14 protein-coding genes are annotated in these 20475 nt (G+C 47.9%); 13 read left to right on the top strand and 1 reads right to left on the bottom strand.

The window, feature by feature from the left end:
- Positions 1-65: 65 nt before the first annotated feature.
- From ACM6JA_RS09445 to ACM6JA_RS09425, 5 genes are all read left to right on the top strand, one after another.
- Complete coding sequence (locus tag ACM6JA_RS09445) at positions 66-2324, top strand: DNA topoisomerase 3 (protein ID WP_414852079.1); 2259 nt, start codon at positions 66-68, stop codon at positions 2322-2324.
- Between the two features lie 116 nt (positions 2325-2440).
- Positions 2441-3106: a PspA/IM30 family protein gene (locus ACM6JA_RS09440; protein WP_007717775.1), complete on the top strand. Its 666-nt coding sequence runs from the start codon at positions 2441-2443 to the stop codon at positions 3104-3106.
- Positions 3107-3172: 66 nt separating this feature from the next.
- Positions 3173-3577: a DUF350 domain-containing protein gene (locus ACM6JA_RS09435; protein WP_007717777.1), complete on the top strand. Its 405-nt coding sequence runs from the start codon at positions 3173-3175 to the stop codon at positions 3575-3577.
- Positions 3578-3602: 25 nt separating this feature from the next.
- Positions 3603-4109 (top strand): DUF4178 domain-containing protein, encoded by a 507-nt coding sequence (locus ACM6JA_RS09430; RefSeq protein ID WP_414852078.1) that lies wholly within the window; start codon positions 3603-3605, stop codon positions 4107-4109.
- Between the two features lie 17 nt (positions 4110-4126).
- Positions 4127-4918, top strand: a complete 792-nt coding sequence (locus tag ACM6JA_RS09425; RefSeq protein WP_414852077.1) for a DUF4247 domain-containing protein — start codon at positions 4127-4129, stop codon at positions 4916-4918.
- Positions 4919-4995: 77 nt separating this feature from the next.
- Here the strand turns inward: ACM6JA_RS09425 and ACM6JA_RS09420 are convergent, their stop codons facing one another.
- On the bottom strand, positions 4996-7911 hold the full coding sequence (locus ACM6JA_RS09420) for a collagenase (RefSeq protein ID WP_414852076.1): 2916 nt from the start codon (positions 7909-7911) through the stop codon (positions 4996-4998).
- Positions 7912-8248: 337 nt separating this feature from the next.
- On the opposite strand from ACM6JA_RS09420, the gene ACM6JA_RS09415 reads away from it, so the two are divergent.
- The 8 genes from ACM6JA_RS09415 (at position 8249) to ACM6JA_RS09380 (ending at position 20460) form a co-directional block, all read left to right on the top strand.
- Complete coding sequence (locus ACM6JA_RS09415) at positions 8249-8869, top strand: DUF4912 domain-containing protein (RefSeq protein WP_414852075.1); 621 nt, start codon at positions 8249-8251, stop codon at positions 8867-8869.
- Between the two features lie 10 nt (positions 8870-8879).
- Positions 8880-11717 (top strand): 1,4-alpha-glucan branching protein domain-containing protein, encoded by a 2838-nt coding sequence (locus ACM6JA_RS09410; RefSeq protein WP_414852074.1) that lies wholly within the window; start codon positions 8880-8882, stop codon positions 11715-11717.
- 30 nt (positions 11718-11747) lie between these two features.
- Positions 11748-14153 (top strand): sugar phosphate nucleotidyltransferase, encoded by a 2406-nt coding sequence (locus ACM6JA_RS09405; protein ID WP_414852073.1) that lies wholly within the window; start codon positions 11748-11750, stop codon positions 14151-14153.
- Between the two features lie 18 nt (positions 14154-14171).
- Positions 14172-16133: a glycoside hydrolase family 15 protein gene (locus ACM6JA_RS09400; protein ID WP_414852072.1), complete on the top strand. Its 1962-nt coding sequence runs from the start codon at positions 14172-14174 to the stop codon at positions 16131-16133.
- A gap of 19 nt (positions 16134-16152) precedes the next feature.
- A complete protein-coding gene (locus tag ACM6JA_RS09395; protein ID WP_414852071.1) occupies positions 16153-17577 on the top strand; it encodes a phosphoglucomutase/phosphomannomutase family protein in 1425 nt (474 codons plus the stop codon).
- Positions 17578-18316: 739 nt separating this feature from the next.
- Positions 18317-18958, top strand: a complete 642-nt coding sequence (locus tag ACM6JA_RS09390) for a serine/threonine protein kinase (protein ID WP_414852070.1) — start codon at positions 18317-18319, stop codon at positions 18956-18958.
- A gap of 77 nt (positions 18959-19035) precedes the next feature.
- On the top strand, positions 19036-19485 hold the full coding sequence (gene lspA / locus ACM6JA_RS09385) for a signal peptidase II (protein WP_007728465.1): 450 nt from the start codon (positions 19036-19038) through the stop codon (positions 19483-19485).
- A 45-nt stretch (positions 19486-19530) separates the two neighbouring features.
- Complete coding sequence (locus ACM6JA_RS09380) at positions 19531-20460, top strand: RluA family pseudouridine synthase (RefSeq protein WP_007728464.1); 930 nt, start codon at positions 19531-19533, stop codon at positions 20458-20460.
- The last annotated feature ends 15 nt before the right edge of the window (positions 20461-20475 follow it).

Below are 20475 nucleotides of genomic sequence, written 5' to 3'. Positions count from 1 at the left end.
AATCCAGAACGTAAGACTGATCCTCGCCGGGTTGCTTAGAGAGTTTTAGAAGGAGCGATTATCATTTGAAGACACTAATTATTGCGGAAAAACCTGACATGGGACGAAATATTGCCGCCGCAATAGATCCTAAAGCTAAAAATCACCGCACCTATTTAGAAGGTGAAAAATACATTATTACGTGGGCAATCGGGCACTTAATTGAACTAGCGGAACCGGAGGCGTACGACCAAAAATATAAAAAGTGGAACATCAATGATCTTCCTATCATTCCCGATCCATTTAAGCTAGTGCCCAATCGGAAAACATTCGATCAGCTAAAAATGATCGGGCAGTTGGCCAAACGAAGCAATCAGCTTATTAATGCATGCGATGCCGGGCGGGAAGGTCAACACATCTTTTCACTCATTCAGCGACATCTAAAATTGAGCCACCCCGTTAAAAGACTGTGGATCTCGGACTTGACCCCTGAAACGATCAGGAAAGGATTTGCGGAGATGAAAGATGCCGCAGCCTATGAAAACTTAACGAGGGCAGCAAAAGCTCGTAGTGAAGCAGACTGGCTAATCGGGATGAATGGCTCACGTGCATTTACGACCAAACATAACGTGCTCCTTTCTGTCGGACGAGTACAGACCCCTGTCCTTGCTCTCATTTATGATCGACAGAAGCAGATTGAGGCTTTCTCATCGGTTACGTTTTTTCAAGTGGAAGGGCATTTTTCGCAGGGTGAGAGGACGTACAAGGGTCTTTGGCAAGGTGATCGCTTAACCGATCCGTCTAAAGCAGAAATGTTGGCTCGTAAAGTGAAAGGAAAACAAGGGCGGATAGCATCCTACGAAGTAAAGGATACCAAGGAGTATCCATTTAAGTTGTATGACCTGACATTGCTGCAACGTGAGGCCAATGGCAAGTACGGTTTTTCCGCCAAAAAAACCTTGGATTTAGCACAGGCACTCTATGAAAAACACAAAGTGATTTCTTATCCGAGGACGAACTCCAACTATGTGACAGAGCAAAATATTCCCGAAATGCACAACACCTTGTCGTCCTTGCAAGGCACTGGATATGACGACCTGGTAAAGGGTGCAAACCGTAGTTTGGTTCATAAAGGCAACAAATTTATATGTAATCCAGCAAAAGTAGACGACCACCATGCCATCCTGCCGACAAATCGTAAGGCTTCGGGGCTTACGCCAGATGAGCAAAAGCTATACGATTTGATCGTGCGCCGCTTTCTGTCACAGTTTTATCCGCCAGCTGAGTATAAGATGCATACGGTCATAACCGATGTGGAAAATGAAATGTTCAAAACGTCGGTGAAAGAACGGAAAAGTCTCGGTTGGAAGATTATTTATGCCGATCAGCAGAAGGAGAAGCCCAAGAATGTGAAAGGTGCGGCCAAAGAAGAAGAGGACAAAGAAGAGATTGAAGTGAACGAGCCTTTTATCATTCAATCTGATGCCAGCGTAGTATGCTCGGATGCGATGGTAAAGGAGAAAGAAACACAGCCGCCCAAGCACTTTACGGAAGGGACGCTTCTAAAGGCCATGGAAAGCGCAGGTAAGCAAATCGAGGACGAGGAACTGCGTGATGCGATGAAAGAATCTGGTCTGGGAACCCCGGCAACTCGTGCCGCTACCATCGAACGACTGAAAAAGGTCGGATACGTTGAAATGCAGGGGAAAAGGGTTCAACTTACGCTAAAAGGGCGTACCGTTATCGAATTGATTAGGGGAGCAGGTATCGAACTATTAACCTCTCCTGAAATGACGGGGCATTGGGAGCGCCGCTTGAATGAGATCTCCCGAGGGACCGCCTCCGACGGGCAATTTATGGAGAATGTGAAGAAATTCGCTACGATGATCGTAGAAAAGGTTCGCGTACAATCTCGTGCTGAGAAGACCTTGTTTGAGAGTGAGAGTACCACTCAAAAAGGATCTTCGAAAACAAGAGGACGAGCTGGCGGGCGAAGTACAGGCAGATCAGATGGCAGGAATGCTACAACAAAGGCTTCAACTCGAACGGTAGCAAAGACCGCTAATACAACTTCGAGTATCATCACCAAATGTCCACGACCGGGTTGCGGAGGCTCCATTTTCATGGGACGCAAAGGTTACGGTTGTTCGAATTACAACGTGGGCTGTAAATTCGTCATATGGAAAGAGAATTACGGGCGAATGCTGACGGATACACAGATTAAAGCACTCATTGAAAAAGGCAAAACAGGTAAAATGAAGCTTGAACGTCAGGATGGGACACAATTTCAAGCAAAGCTTATTTTGAAAAGTGTAGAATCGGGCGAACTTACTTTCGAGCAGTAATCCAATAAAAAAATAAATTGTTGAAACTTACTTGCGTAATGATCGTAAATACAGGTATAACGGGGACGGCAAATTTAGGCCGAACTACCTAGCAGGTACTTAAGGAGGAATATTCCATGTCCATTTTTAAAAGACTGCGTGATTTGACTATGTCCAATTTGTACGCTTTGATTGAGAAAGCAGAAGATCCAATCAAAATGACAGACCAGTATTTGCGTGATATGCAAGAAGACTTGAATGAAGCAGAGAAAGCGGTTGCCGCCCAAATTGCTTTGGAAAAGAAATTCAAGGTGCTGTATGAAGAACAGGAAGCCTTGGTGAAAAAGCGTGATGAGCAAGCTCATATTGCAGCACAAGCGCAGAACATCGATCTGGCTCGACGAGCTCTGGAAGAAAAGAAAGCCGCCGAGCAAAAAATGAACGAATACAAGGATAGCTACGAGAAAAACAAGCTGGCAGCCGATGGATTGCGCGAGAAGCTGGCTGAAATGAAAAAACAGATTACCGAGCTGAAGAACAAGCGCGAAACATTAGTTGCCCGCGTCAATGCAGCCAAAGCCCAAAAGACGATCAACCAGGCGATGGGTGGCTTCGACACGAACTCGGCTATGTCTGGCTTGAAACGCATGGAAGAAAAAGCACTGCAAATGGAAGCAGAAGCAGAAGCCAGCGGCGAGATTTACAAAAAACAGAGCTCTTTAGATGATGAAATTGCGAAGCTGAATAAGGATCAAGCCGTTGAGGACGAACTGGCTGCTCTGTTGAAAAAATATGAGGGGTAAACCGCTTTAGGCGGTTTCCCTTTTTTTCAGACCTTAAACACCTTGACGAAAGTGGAGTGATTCGCTTTGACGTGGACAGAAATACTGGGGATGCTGGTTTGGACTGGAGCCGGCGGCATTTTACTTTTTGTTTTGATGTGGATCGATTCGTTGTTTACGAAATACAAGGACATCACGGAAATCAAAAATGGAAACATCGCGGTCACGACGCGTTTTGTCATGAAGCTGTTTGCGCAAGGATATATCTTATCGCAATCTATCATTACCTCCAACTTATTGTGGACAGCACTGCTCGTTTCTGTGCTCTCATTTATCATTCTGTTCCTTTTGGAGAGAATCGTGGAGTGGCTGTTAAAGCAAGTGGCCGGACTGGACTTGGAAAAAGGGACGCAGGAAGGAAAAGTGGCACATGCCATGATGGCTGGTTCATTCCATCTCGTGGGTGCCTTGATTTTGGCTGCATGTCTGTAAGACGTGATAGGGAAGGGAGTACAGCATGAGTTTGATGAAGCGAATCCAAAACATTTTTGCCAAGCATGAGCCTCCTGCACCGGAGAAGAGCATCCTGACGGTGGGACCGGGTGATGTGGTCGATGTATCGCTCGTTACCTATCAAGTAATAGGGAAGGCGAGCAATGCGAGTCGCAAAGCCACAATGCTTACGTTGCAGGATGGAACGACCATTCGCTACCTGTATATCGAGGAACGGGAGAAGATTGTCTATCATCTGTATAGCGTGATTGATGGACGACTGGATTCAATAGACGAAGTACCAACTACAATCGAGATGGACGATGTTACCTACCATTTGGAGGAGCAATATAATGGCTCCGTTCAGACTGTGGGGAAAGCGCCGTTTCACACATCAGGGGAGCAGTACATCTGGCAATTCCAATCGGATCAGCGCCAATTGTTGCGAATCGAGTGGCAGGATGGCCGTTTCATGCTCTATGAGGGAGAAAGTGTTCTGCCAGCGGACGTGCAGGTACTGCGCGGCACATAGAGAGGAGGGACAAGTACATGCCAAATCCATGGATGAAATCAATCAAGCTCCTGCTGATTCCGGCGTTGTTCCTCCTTACGCTAGCGGGTTGTGGCAGCCCTGCGGTTGGCGAGACATATCCGCTTGAGTCTGTCTCTACCAAGGACAATGGACAGTCGTCACGCGTCTATCGGGCGGAAGACAAGACTGTACCGGAAGTAGCCTTGGAGCTGGCGGAGCAGAATACGCCAGATGAAATCTCCAAAGAAGATCCGCAGCATATGTTCCTCATTTACCCGGACGAGATATACCATCTGCAGCAAGACGCTGCCAAGCCGACGGATACGTTGATCGAGGTCGACAGCAAAGAGTACGTCCGGCAAAACTACGATTCTTCGTTTTTGCAGGGATACATTGTAGCCAGCGTACTGGATGATTTGTTCGACGGGCTTAAGAAAAGTACAAAGGGCAGCTATCGTGGCTACTCTAGCAAAGACATATACAAGCCTTCCGGAACGTATCGCGTGCCTACAACCGAGGACAAAAAAGTAGTGCCCCCGATTACCAAAGAGGGTACGGGAAGTATTTTCAAACGGAGTAATGCGAAGAACACGGATGGTACGGTAGGTTCTGACGGCAGCCTTTTCAAGAAGCAGGGGGAGTCGTCTTCTAGCGGTAGTTCAGGTAAAATTATTCGTTCTTCCAGCGGGCAATCGTCGAAGTCGAGTGGATCTGTCTCATCTAAACGCTCGAGCTTTTCCCCGCCGAAAAGTAAATCGCCTCCACGGACGAAGGTAGGGGGCTCTGGGCGAATTACAAAGCGCCGATAACTGTAAAAAAACAGGAGAGAAACGAACACCCCCAAACGATTTTTGTAGCTCGTTTGGGGGTGTTTTTGTTTTGCAGATTAGCGCTGCTTGGTCTCTACCGTATACACAACGTCTTCATTTTGATATTTGTACACATACAAGTAGTAACGGCCAGGCATTACTTGATAATGGGCACTTTGCAGATTTCCCTCTATCTCTTGCGGGTACGCTACAGGCTGATCTTGATTTCCTTCGTGGAATAGCATCCAAGTCACACCTTGTCCCTGCTGAGGGTTCAGAGAAATACGAATTTCTTCTGGCTTATCTACCTGGAAGGCATAGATATCTTGCCAGTCGTTTCCTTTCATGTCACCTGAAACAGTCGTACCTATCGGCAATGGACCATTTGCTTGCTCGGTAGAATCGTTGTTCTCGCTTTCTTGATAGCGTTGCTCTTGCGGGCTATCTTCACCCGTAACCAATAAGGTAAACGGTTGGTCCTCTTGTCCTGTACGATACGTATAAGCAGTCACATAGTAAGTCCCTGGTTTCGCATCGAATGATCCGATCAGCTTGTTACCTTCACGCTTGGTGGGATAGGCGATGTAGTTCTCTCTATCAGACTCGTGGAATACAAGCCACGCAATTCCATCTCCTTGCTTCGTTTCCATCTCTACTTGGAGCTGTTGGGCTGATTTCACATCGAGACGGAACTCCTGATTCGGTTTTTGTGGATCGATGATACCAGTTATCGGCTTACCCAATGAAATAGACGATTCGTCAGGATTTGGCTGTTCCGTTTCGGAGCCATCTTCTTGAGCCAGCTTCCCGTGGAACACGACATCATAGGCAAAGCGTCCATCTTTTGTCGTACGATAATTGGTGAAGTAGCTCGTAACCGTGTCATAGCCATTCCAGGAAAGATCCGATAACTCCTTGAGGAATCCATCTGTGAGGCGATTCATTTCTTGCCAATCCTGATATTCCCCTTGGGAAGCTCCTCCCGTATAGACCCCACGCAACGTGAAGCTGCGGAATTCCTCAGAGTCCTTTTCATCTGTTTTTACATCGGTCAGAGAGGCAACCTCTGCGATTTGACGATAAACCTCTTCTTTGCTCGTCACGTCCACTTTTTGTAAATAATCATCTGAAACGAGAGGGACATCCAACTCTTCATACTGGTCGATCAATTCTTCTAGCGTTTCTTGATAGCCACGTTCAAGAGCGCGATCACGGCTGAAATCTTCGATCAAGTCATCATAAGCTGATACATCATTGGAACGGATCGTATCATTGATTTTATCCAGACGAGCAAAATCATTCTTGAACATATGGTACTGAAGTGCGAATGAATAGTCGTAGAATGCAAGGGTTCCATATTTGGCACGCATCATATCTGCCGCAGTGTAATCGAGATAAGACGATGCATTTCGGATATTGCCTACAACTGATTGGCGAGGCTTGATTCCTTCTGTTCGGGTAGCACCTGCGAAAAACTCAGCTCCGCCTTCTTCATACCAAGGCAGGCGGCTGTTCTCATAAATCTCTCCACGTCCCCACATGCCCGGTACTTCATATCTTCCTTGCAAATAATGGACGAATTCATGACGGAACAGCTCTTCCAGGCTGTAGATGCTTTGTTCTTTTGTTCGATCGTAGGTGAAGAAGGTGCCGGTACCCTCAATGTAGATACCACCATTATCTGTGTCGTATCCGTACAAGAAGCGATTCATTTTATATTCATCAGGCGTATTGTAGATGACAATAGTCAGTACATCATCCGGATTACCGCTCTCTAGCTCCTTGTCATTGCCGATGACACGATGAAATTGTGCCTTCACTTCCTTGGATGCCCAATACAAGCGCTCAACCTGTTCTTCTGTTAGTTTATCTCCCGTTTTGAAAACAACCGCTCCGCCATCAAAAGTAAATTGCTGCGGAAGATAATGCTTTTTCCCTTCTTTTTTCATTTCCTCGAGGTCGATTTTGTTTCCATTGGCATCCTTGCCATATGTTTCCTCGATTTGTTGCGCGGCAGTGAAGTATGGCTCGCTCCACTTTTTATAAGTTTTCATCGCTTTCGTCAAAATGTCATTGGCTTTGTCTGGATCACTGTAGTAGCTTCCTAATTTCCCTGTGTAATACAAGGCATTGTTCGTCAACCATACGTGATCAGCGGAAGTGTCACCATTTTCCGCCATGTCAAAAATGGGGTCGAGAAATGCGTCGATGCTGCCTTTTAGATCATCTCTTTCTGAATCATCTACACCCCAAATCAGAACATAGCCAACACCTTGAAGGACGCTGTAAAAGGCCTCGCTTGCTTCGCGATCATCTGACCATTTATCCCGATTGTCGTTAAAGTCCTCCATTACTTTTGACAGAAGGCCGATTGTCTCAGAATCAACAGTCGTGTTGCTAATTAATTTTCCTGTAGAACTGATGATTTCATTTTGAGTCTTTGTACCTAAGGCGAAATTTGGATTGGAAGTAATTGCTTGAAGTGCTGGAATAATGTTTTGCTTATACTTTGGCTCCATCAAATACTTTAATTCATCATTGTAATATCCCAAGTAATACCCCGAACGCAAAACCTCTATATATGTATGTATGCCTTGCTCGTCATCCTTGGTGAAGTTCTTGCCACTCTCTTGCAAGGCATCGATAATCGCCTGAACCCGCTCCCGATCTTCATAAAATTCCTGGGTGTCGTCGTTGTAAGTAAACAGCTCAGGGATTTGCGTCCAACTGATTTCCTTCAACAATTCAACAAGCTCTGAATTGTCTAATGTATTCAGGTGCGAGATGCTGTACTTCTCCTGTTTGGCTGCTTGGCGTAACTGTTGTTTCGACATGTTTTCCTGAACCGGTGTATGACCAATCTGCGAATCACTGGGCTCTTGAGATGGGCTTGGCAGCGTGTTTTTGGCTTGAGCTGCTAGTGGCATGCCTGCCGCTACCGTTGAAATTGCAATTGATCCTGCTGTTACCATGCTAATCCATGAACGATTCATTTCTTCATTGACTCCTTTTTCATTCTTTTTGGAAGTAGAATTGAATATTTTATAGTATCGGTATCTAACATGAAAATCCTTACAAATAAAACAAAAAATGGCGAAATGCAGCTCTTTTTTCCTATTTGCCAAAAAGAAAAGAATGTCTAGAGAAGTAGCTTTGTAAGAATGGAAGGAGAACGACTTTTGTTTGCCTATGACGAAAACCTGATTGTTGATCGACAAAAGAAGAAGGGATGTGCATCCAGCATTCGACAGTCTTTGTTAGCAGCATTGGCTATGATTGACATTGGGAAAGCACAGATAGGCGAAGTTGGCGGAGGGGGAGTGCTAGAAGATGCTGGAAAAAATTCTCGAACTGCGTTCACGATCCATGTCCATTGCACAAATTGCCAAAGAGTGCGGCTTAACGATCGGTCAAGTTAAGTATCGCCTACAAAAAGACCGTGCGAAGCCAGAGACATCACCTCCCGCTAAAACGGAATTGGAATGGCAATTGCCTGCGTTTTATGGTCGGGACATTGTCAAAGTCATGGCACAAGGACCGAGTGTGTTATTCATCTATTGGGAAATCACTTGGCCGCGCATGAGAATGGTAGCATCGTACCTGCAAGCCGAATATCGTCACATCCAGAAGGGCTTGCGTCTGTATGATGTTACCGAACGCTTATTTGATGGAAAAAATGCGCATTCCGTCCGAGATGTGTTTGTACATGAAGAGGCTCATTCCTGGTACGTGAAAGATGTAGAGCCAGGACGTACATACATTGTTGATTTTGGTTTATATGAACACAATCGGTTTTGTCCGATTTTACGCTCGGAAATGGTAGTTACCCCGCACAATTCAAAAGCTAGCTGGGGGGAACCGTTAGTTGAACCCGTCCACGATCCAGCTACACCTTCCTGGTTTGAGAACTTTTCCTCCTACTCGTTGTATACCAAAACATCAAATAAGTGAGGTGTCATTTGTGCAAAAAGGTTATCTCTCCCTCGTGTTGCATGCCCATCTGCCTTATGTCCGACACGGGGATCGGGACGATCGCCTGGAAGAGCGCTGGGTGTATGAAGCCATGCTGGAATGCTATCTTCCCTTGCTCATGGTTTTCGACAAGCTCCTCTCAGACGGCATCGCTTTTCGCATGACCCTTGCTATTTCTCCGACATTACTTTCCATGCTAGATGATGATCTGATCGTGACACGCTTTCGTACACATCTAGCGAAGACCGTTGAATTGGCTGGGAAGGAAGTCAAACGAACCGCAGGTCAACCCGAAGAACACCGTATCGCCAAAATGTACGTGGAGCGTTTTCGAAGCATCATTGCCTATTGCCGCAAGTGGGATTTTCAACTGATCAAGGCCTTTAGGCATATCGCGGATAGCGGATGCCTCGAACTCATCACTTGCGCAGCCACACACTCCTTTTTGCCCTATGTGGAAACAGAAGAGGCGATTCGGGCACAGCTTCAGGTGGGCATCGTTACACACGAGCGGATTCTGGGAAGACGTCCGAAGGGGATTTGGCTGCCAGAGTGCGCGTATACACCTGGGCTGGATCGCTTGCTGAAAGAGGCAGGGCTTCGGTATTTCTTTGTAGACAGTCACACGATAGAGCATGCGACGCCGATACCTCGCAGAGGGTTGTTGGCTCCCTTGTTCACGCCGCATGATGTGGCTGCCTTTGCCCGTGATGAAGTGGCTTCCCGCCAGGTATGGAGCTCGATCGATGGTTATCCTGGGGACTATGACTATCGTGAATACTACCGGGATATTGGATTTGACAGGGAGATGAGCTACATCGAGCCGTACATCCATCCTGATGGCATTCGCGTCCATACCGGTTTGAAATATTATCGAATCACCGGAAAAGAAGGGGATAAAGACTGGTATGAGCCAAGCTGGGCGCGCGAAAAAGCAGCATCACATGCGGGACACTTCCTGTATCACCGAGAGCGTCAAGTGGAGGAAGCCAGTCACTGGATGGATCGCAAGCCGTTGGTCGTCGCCACTTATGATGCGGAGCTATTTGGTCATTGGTGGTTCGAGGGTCCGCAGTTTTTGGATGACCTCATGCGGAAAACGGTTTGTGATTCAAAAGAAGTGAAATTAATTACACCAACTGAATATTTGGAGGAGTATCCAGAGCAGGATCGCGGTCACTTGCCTATGTCTACATGGGGAAGAAATGGCTACGGAGAAGTCTGGCTGAACGAGAACAATGGCTGGATATACAGGCATCTGCATCAAGCAGAGCGGGAACTGATCGGAGCGATTACTACCTTTTCTGAGCAGAAAGGAGATCAGCTTTCTTTACGGTGCCTCAAGCAGGCTGCACGCGAATTGATGTTGGCCCAAAGCAGTGATTGGTCATTTATATTAGACGGTCAAACGGTCACACGGTATGCGGTGCAACGCGTTCATGACCATTTGGTTTGCATGCGGGCTCTCTTGGCGATGTATCGAGCGCATCAACTGGATGAAGAGGCTATTACACAAGCAGAAGCTGACTTTCCGATCTTTCCTGACTTGGATATCACGTTCTATTTGCCTAAACAAACGCATAGAGTGAACGTATCGCGTCATTTGGTAGCGGCTACGCAAGATCAGTCTTCGACAAAAACAGTTTTGATGCTTGCATGGGAATTTCCCCCTCATGTGGTAGGGGGGCTTGGTCGGGCTGTCTACGATCTCGCTAGGCATCTTGTCCAGCAAGGTATAGAGGTGCATGTGCTGACACGCGCGACAGATTCATGCTCCATAGATGAGACGATGGAAGGGGTTCACGTACACCGTTTGCCTACGTACATTCCTTCTGAACAAGCTGACTTTCTGGCATGGGTGTTTCAACTGAATTTGGCAATGGTCGATGCTGCCTCCAAGCTCTGGTCACTTGGGGTGCGACCAGATGTCATCCACGCTCACGATTGGCTTGTCAGCTGGGCTGCGATCGAACTGAAACAGGGGTACTCTCTTTCGCTCGTCAGCACGATTCATGCTTTGGAACATGGTCGGCATCAAGGCATTCATACACCGTTGCAGCAAAGGATTCATGAGTGTGAACGTACACTAACACAAAGCTCTGACTCAATAATCGTTTGCAGCAAGTATATGGAGTCGGAAGTCATGCGCCTGTTCGGAACACCATCATCCCAATTACGTGTCATTCACAATGGTGTCGATCTCATTCCCCTACCGGATGTAAATCGTGAACAGCTTCGGCAGGAGTTGGCGATAGGCGATGGACCGGTCCTCTTTTTTGTAGGGCGTTTGGTCCAGGAAAAAGGTGTTCATCTATTGTTGGAAGCCATGGCAAGGCTGCGCAATGAGTTTCCGCATGCGAAGCTGCTTATAGCTGGCAGAGGACCGATGCAAGACGAGTGGAAGCAGTTGGTTCATCAGATGGGACTTTCTGAGCAAGTCCGCTTCTTGGGCTTCGTAGACGATGGAAGGCGAAATGAGCTGTTCGCCTTGGCTGATGTGGCGGTATTCCCGAGCTTGTATGAGCCATTTGGAATTGTTGCGCTGGAAGCGATGGCTCTGGGTACGCCAGTTCTTGTTGCGGATACGGGAGGGCTGAGAGAGATCGTTCGCCATGGCGAAAACGGCGCCATGATGTACACAGGCGACCCCGAATCCTTGACGAATCAACTCCGCTGGCTACTGCGCGACCCTGATCAGCGGCATCAACTGGCCCAGACGGCAATGCAAGATGTTAAACAGTTTTATAACTGGACACTTCTGGCTAGTCAAACCATCGATCTATACCGTTCATTTGACGTACCTGCGGAAATCGGCATGACAACATAGATTGCAACGATGAAGGAGGAAGAAAAGAAAATGAAGGCAGTAATCATGGCTGGGGGTAAAGGTACACGTCTACGTCCGTTAACATGCCACACGCCAAAACCAATGGTGCCACTCTTAAACCGGCCTTGCATGGAGTACACGATTGATCTATTGAAAAAGCATGGGATTACAGAGATAGCAGTGACACTCCAGTATCTGCCTGATGTCATCCGCGATACGTTTGGTGATGGATCTCGCTACGGTGTTTCGCTCGTCTATTTTGAAGAAACAATTCCTTTGGGCACAGCAGGCAGCGTGAAAAACTGCGACGATTTTCTCGATGAGCGCTTTGTCGTGATCAGTGGGGATACGTTGACAGACATCGATTTGTCGGCAGCTATTCGTTTCCATGAGCAAAATAACGCACTGGCTACGTTGATTTTGACTCGTGTTGAAACACCGCTGGAATTCGGAGTTGTCATGACAGACGAGGGCGGACGTATTACCCGCTTTTTAGAAAAGCCGAGCTGGGCGGAGGTTTTTAGCGATACGGTGAATACCGGGATATACGTCTGCGAGCCTGAGGTCTTGTCTTATATAGAAGAAGAGCGGGAAGTGGATTTCAGCAAGGAAATTTTCCCGTCTTTTTTACAAGCAGCAAAGCCTCTATACGGATATGAGGCGAGTGGTTATTGGTCTGATATTGGCTCTTTGGAGGTTTATCAGCAAGCCCAGTTTGATTTGCTGGACGGACGCGTGCATCTCGAAATAAAAGCACAGGAAATCGCGCCGCGCATTTTCTTGGAAAATGATGTTCGCATCGATTCATCGGTCCGTTTGGAAGGCCCTGTCTATATCGGTGAAAATGTACACTTGCAGGCTGGAGTTGCCGTTGGTGCTTATTCCATTCTGGGAAAAAACACCGTGATTTCTTCTGGTACGAAGCTGTCCCGGGCAATCATTTGGGAAAATAGTGTCATTGGGAAAAAAGCAGAGATCACAGGAACGACCCTCTGCCGCAACACCCGAATAGCAGATTGCGTACAACTCGGGGAAGGGGCGGTCATTGGAGACCAGTGCCTCATTGGGGCGAAGTCGGTGGTAAAGGCAGGGGTCAAAATTTGGCCGGATAAGGAAGTCGGGGAAAATGCCACTGTCACCACCTCGCTCATCTACGGTGCCAAGCAAACCAAAAATCTGTTTGGGACGCATGGAATCAAGGGCATTGGCAATGTTGATATCACGCCCGAATTCGTTACAAGACTTGCTGCTGCCTATGCATATTTACTACAAGCGGGGGATAAAATTGCGCTCTCGGCATGCGCACACCCATTTGCTCAGCTATTGAAGCATAGCATCATGACGAGCTTGTGCTCTTCCGGAATTGATACGGTCGATCTCGGGATTGGCAATTCACCCTTGATCCGATACGGCGTGCGCTCCCTGGCTTGCAAAGGCGGCATTCATATTTATATGGCAGAGCCAGTCGATGAAAAAGAGATTGTCATCCAATTCATCGATCATGCGGGCTTGCCGATTTCTCGTGATATGGAGCGCAAAATTGAGAATGCTTACTGGCAAGAGACTTATGTTCGCAACCTGCATCGGTTGGGAGCACTGCAGGTCGAGCATCAAGTACAAGAAGCTTATCTTCACGCTATGGTCCAACAGTTGAATGTATCGTCCACCCAGCGTCAGCGCTTCCACCTGCTGATCGATTGTGAACAGCGTTTTTTCCCTACTTTTCTTGCGCCACTCTTGCATGCACTGGGAGTCTCTGCACATTACAGCTCCATACAAGAGGGTATTCGTAAAAAGGGAGCGGATTTAGGCGTTCGTCTCGATAAAAATGGCGAGCAATTTACCTTGTTTACCGAGCATGGAGAGAAACTCTCGAATGAACAGATCACGGCTCTGCAACTGCTGGCTTGCAGTGGTCAACATCGGCGCATCGGTCTTCCTGTGAGTGCACCGATTGAATTGGAGCATATGGCCCAGCTGTTGCAAATGGAAGTTGTACGCACCAAGGTCTCTCCGCGCTCCATGATGGAGGTATCGAGCGAACAGCGCTTTCATCCGATGTTTGATGCCGTGTACAGCCTCATGAGAATTCTTTCGTATCTCGCTTCTGAGGAAAAACCGCTCAGTGTTTTGCTGGATCTGTTGCCAGCGTGCCATATGGAGAAAAAGACTGTCTTTTGCCCATGGGCAGCAAAAGGGAAGGTCATGCGTAGAGTGATGGAAGAAAACAAAGGCAAGCTGCTGGAGCTCGTCGATGGAATCAAGGTATACGATTCGAACGGCTGGGTGCTGATTTTACCCGATTCAGAGGATTCGCACGTAAAAGTGATTTCGCAAGGGGCGACGGCAGAGACCGCAGCTACGCTTGCTTCTTCCTATGCGAGGCGAATTACCGAATATCAGTTTCACGAAAAGAGAGAGATCGACAGCCTATAACGAAAAGGACGTGAAGGCATGCCGAGACCGCTCGTCGTCGGGAACGGAAAACTGCTGATTAATTTTGATGACAAGCTGCACATGCGTGATCTCTATTTTCCGTATGTCGGTCAGCTGAATCATGTTGGGGGACACTTTAGCAAGCTGGGGATATGGGTGCAAGGTCGCTTTTCCTGGCTGGATGAAGACGGCTGGACGCGGAAGCTCGGATACGGACAGGAGTCTTTGGTGACAGATGTTCATGCGCTTCATGAACATCTGGGCATCTCCCTGCAAATTGCAGATGGTGTGCATCAGCGTGACCCGATTTATTTGAAAAAGGTGTGCGTTCGGAATTTGACGAGCGAGGTGCGGGAGGTCAGGCTGTTTTTTAATCACGATTTCAGCTTGAATGAGACGGAGGTAGGGGATACCGCTGTTTTTGATCCCATCTTGCGCACCATTTATCACTACAAGCGCAATGTGTACATCATGGCAAATGGAAAAACGGATACGGGTGGGATCGATCAATATAGCGTCGGGATCAAGCGGTTCAATTATGCGGAGGGGACCTGGAGGGACGCGGAGGATGGTCTTTTGTCCGGCAATCCGATTGCACAAGGCTCCGTAGATAGTACGATCTCCTTTTCCCTCATGCTGCAACCGCAAGAAGAGAAGGCGCTCTTTTACTGGATGTGCATTGGTGAATCGTATGAGGATGTCAAAGTATTGAACCAGTATGTACTCGAAAGTGATCCAGAACGTTTACTCAGTCGGGTCGCTGTGTATTGGCAGCGTTGGGTCAATAAGGAAGAGCGGGACTTTGCTGATCTTCCAGCAGAGGTTGTCAATCTGTACAAAACCAGCTTGCTACTCGTGCGCACGCAAATCGATCAGAACGGAGCAATTCTCGCTGCGAATGACTCAGATATTCTCCAATTCAATCGCGACCATTACAGCTACATGTGGCCAAGAGATGGGGCGTTGATTGCGAGTGCGATGGCGAAAGCGGGCTATACGGGAGTGGTCGCACCATTTTTCCGATTTTGCGCAGATGCCTTGAATAAGGACGGGTATTTGCTGCACAAGTACAATCCAGATGGGTCTGTCGGCTCCAGTTGGCATCCGTATATTGTTGACGGAGAAATTCAGATCCCGATTCAGGAGGATGAGACGGCGCTCGTGCTGTACGCGCTCTGGGAGCAATACAAGAGTGGCAAGCAAATTGAAGACTGCCAGGCGCTCTATCCCACGCTGGTTCGTCCGGCGGCCCGCTTTTTGCTGGAGTATGTCCATCCAGAGCTGCAACTCCCGAATCCAAGCTACGACTTATGGGAAGAGAGACGGGGAATTTTTACGTTTACTAGTGCGACGGTTTTCGCGGGCTTAATGGCTGCGGCTCGTTTCGCCCAGCTGTTCGGGGATGATCGGCGCTACAAACGCTACGCAGAAGGGGCAGAGCGCATTCGTGGGGCAATGGAAAAACATCTGTACGACCCTGAAATCGGGCGTTTTCTGCGAGGGATTTATGTAAGAGCAGATGGGAGTGTCGAAAAAGATTTCACGGTGGAGAGTAGCTTGTTCGCCTTGTTTGCGCTTGATGTGTTTTCCGTAGACGATCCGAGAGTTGAGCGGACAATGGAAGCAGTCAAAAAGAGTTTGCGGGTAGATACTGTGATAGGTGGAATTGCTCGCTATCAAGGGGATTATTATTTCAAAAAATCACATGACACGGCGAAGGTGCCGGGAAATCCATGGATCATTTGCACGTTATGGGTGGCTGATTGGGAAATTGCCAAGGCAAAATCGCTCGATGAACTCCAAGAGCCAAAGAACAGACTGGCCTGGGTCGTACGCCATGCCCTACAAAGCGGCGCGCTATCCGAACAGCTCGATCCGTATACAGGTGCTCCCGTATCCGTTGCACCGCTGACGTGGTCGCATGCTACTTATGTTGCCACTGTTTTGCGATATTTGGAGAAGGTGAATGAGTTGCGGTAACGAGGGGAGAGATGAGGAGATGACAACGATCCGTTTCGGTACGGACGGTTGGCGTGACATAATCGCAGATGGCTTTACTGTCGAGAATGTCCGCATTGTTGCACAAGCCATCGCCAGCTATACCAAAGAAATCGGACAACAGGAGCAGCCTGTTTTGGTTGGGCACGACACGCGGTTTTTGGGGAGACGCTTTGCAGAGGAGGTTGCAGCTGTTCTGACCGCGAATGACATTCGTACCTATTTGGTGAACGAAGCAGCGCCAACGCCTGCCGTAGCCTTTGGAGTGAAGCATTTTGCAGCGAGTGGCGCAATCATGATCACGGCCAGTCACAATCCACCCGAATATAACGGCATCAAATACATTCCGGAATATGCTGGACCTGCAACGCCTGCGATCACGCAAAGATTGGAAGAGTGGATCACCGAAACCTGCCAGACGAAATCGGTGCGTACGATTTCCCTCGCGGAAGCAAAGGCCCGCAAGTTGCTGCAAGTCATTGTGCTGCGTCCTCATTACGAGGCGCATCTTAGACGGATGATAAACATGGATGTTTTGCAAAACTCTTCCTTGTCCGTTGTTGTCGATGCCATGCATGGTGCAGGCATGGGCTACGTGAGCGGTTTTTTGTCAGAGGCGGGGGTGAAAAACGTCGGAATCCGAGAAGTCCCGGATGCGGCTTTTGGAGGAAATTTGCCTGAGCCAAACGATAAGCATTTGCATTTGCTAAAAAAAGAAGTCGTAGAACGCCAAGCATCTCTTGGTCTTGCCAATGACGGCGATGCGGATCGTTTCGGAGTCGTCGACCGCTTCGGACAGTACATCACGCCAAACGAAGCACTCGTGCTCCTAACCTATCATTTGCGAAAAAATCGTGGCTTGACCGGACGGATTGTCAGGACAGTAGCGACCACGCATCTACTGGATCGGATGGCTAAGCATTATGGACTTGAACTGGTGGAGACGCCAGTCGGCTTCAAGTATGTAGGTGAGGAAATGCGCAAAGGCGACGTGCTCATCGGCGGAGAGGAAAGTGGCGGGGCCAGTATTCTCGGTCACATCCCGGAGAAGGACGGCGTACTCATCAATTTGTTGCTCGCTGAGATGTGCGCGTATGAAAACAAAGGAATCGATCAAATATTGCGAGACGTATACGAGCAGTTCGGCGAGCTGTTCCATACGAGGCTTGATATGAAATTGCCGGAAAAAGATCAATGGGTACAGCAAATGATCGCCAAGCCACCTGCACTCATTGGGCCTTATCAGGTTTTGGAGATTCAACGAGTGGATGGGGTCAAGCTGTTGCTCGAGGAAGGACATTGGATCTTGATCCGTCCGTCTGGCACAGAACCGTTGGTACGCATCTATTGTGAAGCAACGAATGCGACTGCCTTGCAAAAGCTGCAAGATGCGATTCGCGAATGGTTTTTGGAGATTAATGTGTAAACTCTGAAGGGGAGAGCCTGCATGGATGTGCCAGGTTCTTCTTTTTTTGACGACAACGTAAGGCTTCTGTTATGTGGCTGCGGAGAGGAGAAGAATATTTCCAGTCTAGGCTCCAGGCTCCAGGCTCCAGGCTCCGTCCCGCGGGGAAGTCTGTACTGTCCGCTCCGAAGGGACTAGCGGGGAAACGCAAAAGTGTGTAGCCGCTACGTAGCGAGGGCACGTTGCGTTTCTTTTGCCCGCTCATCCCTTCTCCGCTAGGTAGGACTCCACAAGTCGCTACGTCTGGAAATATTCTTCTCTAGCGTAACAGATGACATTTCTTCATTCTTTCAAAGCTTTAAAAAGCGGGGTAAACACGGAAAGCTCGTAGAGGAAACAGGAGAAAAAAGCGAAGATCTTAGGGACACCGACCGAGACGCAATGCAAAAAGCGAAACACGCCGTTAAGCGTCCACCTCTGAAACACATCCTGAAAGGACCACTTTGGACGCGGTTTCGCTTTTTGCATGGAGATGCTATTGCTGGACATTCACTACCCATTTACCAAATCAAAAAAATGAGGTATTCTTGTCCATATGCAATCCTTTCATTGGAATCGGACAGGACTTCCTGGCCTCACCAGTGTAAAGGATTTTTTGCCCCTTATAAGAAGTGTCTGAATGATCGTAGTAGATGAACCTTCATTAATTTTGTTTTAACGTAGTTCGAAGTCGGTAACTGATGAGAGATGATGAGAAACGATGCGGATCGATCAGCATATAATGCAAGCATTTTTACAGGAAGTTCAAGTGGAGAGTCTGTCACCGGATGATCCAGTCGTAGTACACCATACGCCGTACCCGTGGGAGCTGGTCGGTACCGGCAATTATGCTGCCGTATTTGCCCACCCGGACTATCCAAAGGTAGTGATCAAGCTGTACGCACCTGGAAGACCAGGAGCCGAACAGGAAATCGAAGTCTATCGCAAGCTAGGGGAGACTCGTTCCTTCCCCGTCTGTTATGATTATGGGGAAGGATACTTGGTCATTACACGGATGAACGGCATCCCCCTGTTTGACTGTGTTCGCTTTGGTATTCCGATTCCTCCGCAGGTGATTGAAGACGTGGAGGAAGCGCTAGAAGAGGCGCGCAGGAAGGGTTTGTTTCCGCATGATGTCCATGGGAAAAATGTATTAATGGATCAGGGACGAGGTTATCTGATTGACGTATCGGATTACTATGTCAATGATACAGACACGAAATGGCGTGATTTACGCAAGGCGTATTACAAGGTGTATCTGCCATTTATCAAGGATCGTGGATGGAAAATTCCATTGTGGATGCTGGAAGTCGTGCGAAAAGGCTATCGACTGTACAAAAAAGGAAAGCGCTTGTTCACGTAGACTGTCTCTGGTAAAATTGTCATTTGACATTGTGTTTGTACAGTTGCTGGTCGAAGTAGAATAAGGAGGACATTCCATTGTTGTACTATCTCATTGCGGCAGTAATTATTGCGCTTGATCAGTTTACAAAGTATTTAGTCGTGAAGTATATGGAACTGGGAGAATCCATTCCTTTGATCGCGGACGTATTTCATCTAACTTCCCATCGAAACATGGGAGCGGCGTTTGGCATCCTGCAAAATCGACGTTGGTTTTTTATTGTCATTACCACTGTCGTTGTGATTGGGATTGTCATTTCCTTGATTCGCTTGGGAAAAAAACAACCTCGTGCATCGTTGGCGCTGTCATTGGTCTTGGGTGGAGCAGTCGGGAATTTCATTGATCGTGCGATGACCGGTCAAGTCGTAGATTTTCTCGATTTTACGTTGATTAACTTCCCGATCTTTAACGTGGCTGATATGGCCATCACGTTTGGTGTGGGGATTTTGCTTCTCGATGTTTTTTTGGATGGGAAGAAAAACAGATAGTCATGAGAATAATAGTGGGAAAGCTCGGATAGGTGGAGAACATACATGAATGACACGCAATTGTTTGAACGTTACGATTGGGCGGTAGACCCAGCGGATAAGAGCGAGCGCATCGATAAATTTATCACGCTGCAAAATGAAGATTGGTCCCGTTCACAAGTGCAGGCTTGGGTGAAGGAAGGCCGTGTCACTGTTAATGGTGAACCGATCAAAAACAACTACAAGCTGCAGGCAGAGGACGAAGTGACCCTCCGTGTTCCGCCGCCAAAAGAAATGGCGATCCAGCCAGAAGAGATGTCCTTGGATATTGTATACGAGGATAGCGATGTCGTGGTCGTGAATAAACCACGTGGCCTCGTTGTGCATCCTGCTCCTGGTCATTACAGTGGGACACTCGTCAATGGGCTTTTGGCACATTGCAAGGATTTGTCCGGAATCAATGGCGTTTTGCGTCCGGGAATTGTCCATCGCATTGACAAGGATACTTCCGGCCTGTTAATGGTAGCCAAAAACGACAAGGCACACATGGGGTTGGCAGAACAATTGAAAGCACATACGGTCAATCGAAAGTATGTCGCGATTGTTCATGGTGTCATCCCGCATGAAATGGGAACGATTGAAGCACCGATTGGGCGCGATCCGAAAAATCGCCAGCAAATGGCGGTCGTTTTTGAAAACAGCAAGCCGGCTGTCACGCATTTTATCGTGCTGGAACGCTTCAAAGAGTACACATTGGTGGAATTGAAACTCGAAACAGGTCGTACCCATCAAATTCGGGTACACATGAAGTACATTGGCTATCCATTGGCGGGCGATCCGAAATACGGTCCGAAAAATACAGTGGAGCTCGATGGACAAGCTCTGCATGCGAAAACACTGGGCTTCAGCCATCCCCGTACAGGAGAGCAGCTCGAATTCGAAGCACCAATGCCGAAGGAAATGCTTGACGTCATAGAAGTTCTCAAACAAGCGTAAGAGAACAGGAGGAAT

This window comes from Brevibacillus sp. IT-7CA2 (assembly GCF_949767855.1).
Classification (GTDB): Bacteria; Bacillota; Bacilli; order Brevibacillales; family Brevibacillaceae; genus Brevibacillus.
Note: the sequence above shows the minus strand (reverse complement) of the source record. Positions and strands in the feature narration are given on the sequence as shown.

Coding starts and splice junctions, on each gene's coding strand:
- ACM6JA_RS09415 (WP_414852075.1), top strand. CDS start 8,249: ATGCTGGAAAAAATTCTCGAACTGCGTTCACGATCCATGTCCATTGCA.
- ACM6JA_RS09390 (WP_414852070.1), top strand. CDS start 18,317: ATGCGGATCGATCAGCATATAATGCAAGCATTTTTACAGGAAGTTCAA.
- ACM6JA_RS09405 (WP_414852073.1), top strand. CDS start 11,748: ATGAAGGCAGTAATCATGGCTGGGGGTAAAGGTACACGTCTACGTCCG.
- ACM6JA_RS09400 (WP_414852072.1), top strand. CDS start 14,172: ATGCCGAGACCGCTCGTCGTCGGGAACGGAAAACTGCTGATTAATTTT.
- ACM6JA_RS09395 (WP_414852071.1), top strand. CDS start 16,153: ATGACAACGATCCGTTTCGGTACGGACGGTTGGCGTGACATAATCGCA.
- ACM6JA_RS09380 (WP_007728464.1), top strand. CDS start 19,531: ATGAATGACACGCAATTGTTTGAACGTTACGATTGGGCGGTAGACCCA.
- ACM6JA_RS09440 (WP_007717775.1), top strand. CDS start 2,441: ATGTCCATTTTTAAAAGACTGCGTGATTTGACTATGTCCAATTTGTAC.
- ACM6JA_RS09430 (WP_414852078.1), top strand. CDS start 3,603: ATGAGTTTGATGAAGCGAATCCAAAACATTTTTGCCAAGCATGAGCCT.
- ACM6JA_RS09420 (WP_414852076.1), bottom strand. CDS start 7,911: ATGAATCGTTCATGGATTAGCATGGTAACAGCAGGATCAATTGCAATT.
- ACM6JA_RS09425 (WP_414852077.1), top strand. CDS start 4,127: ATGCCAAATCCATGGATGAAATCAATCAAGCTCCTGCTGATTCCGGCG.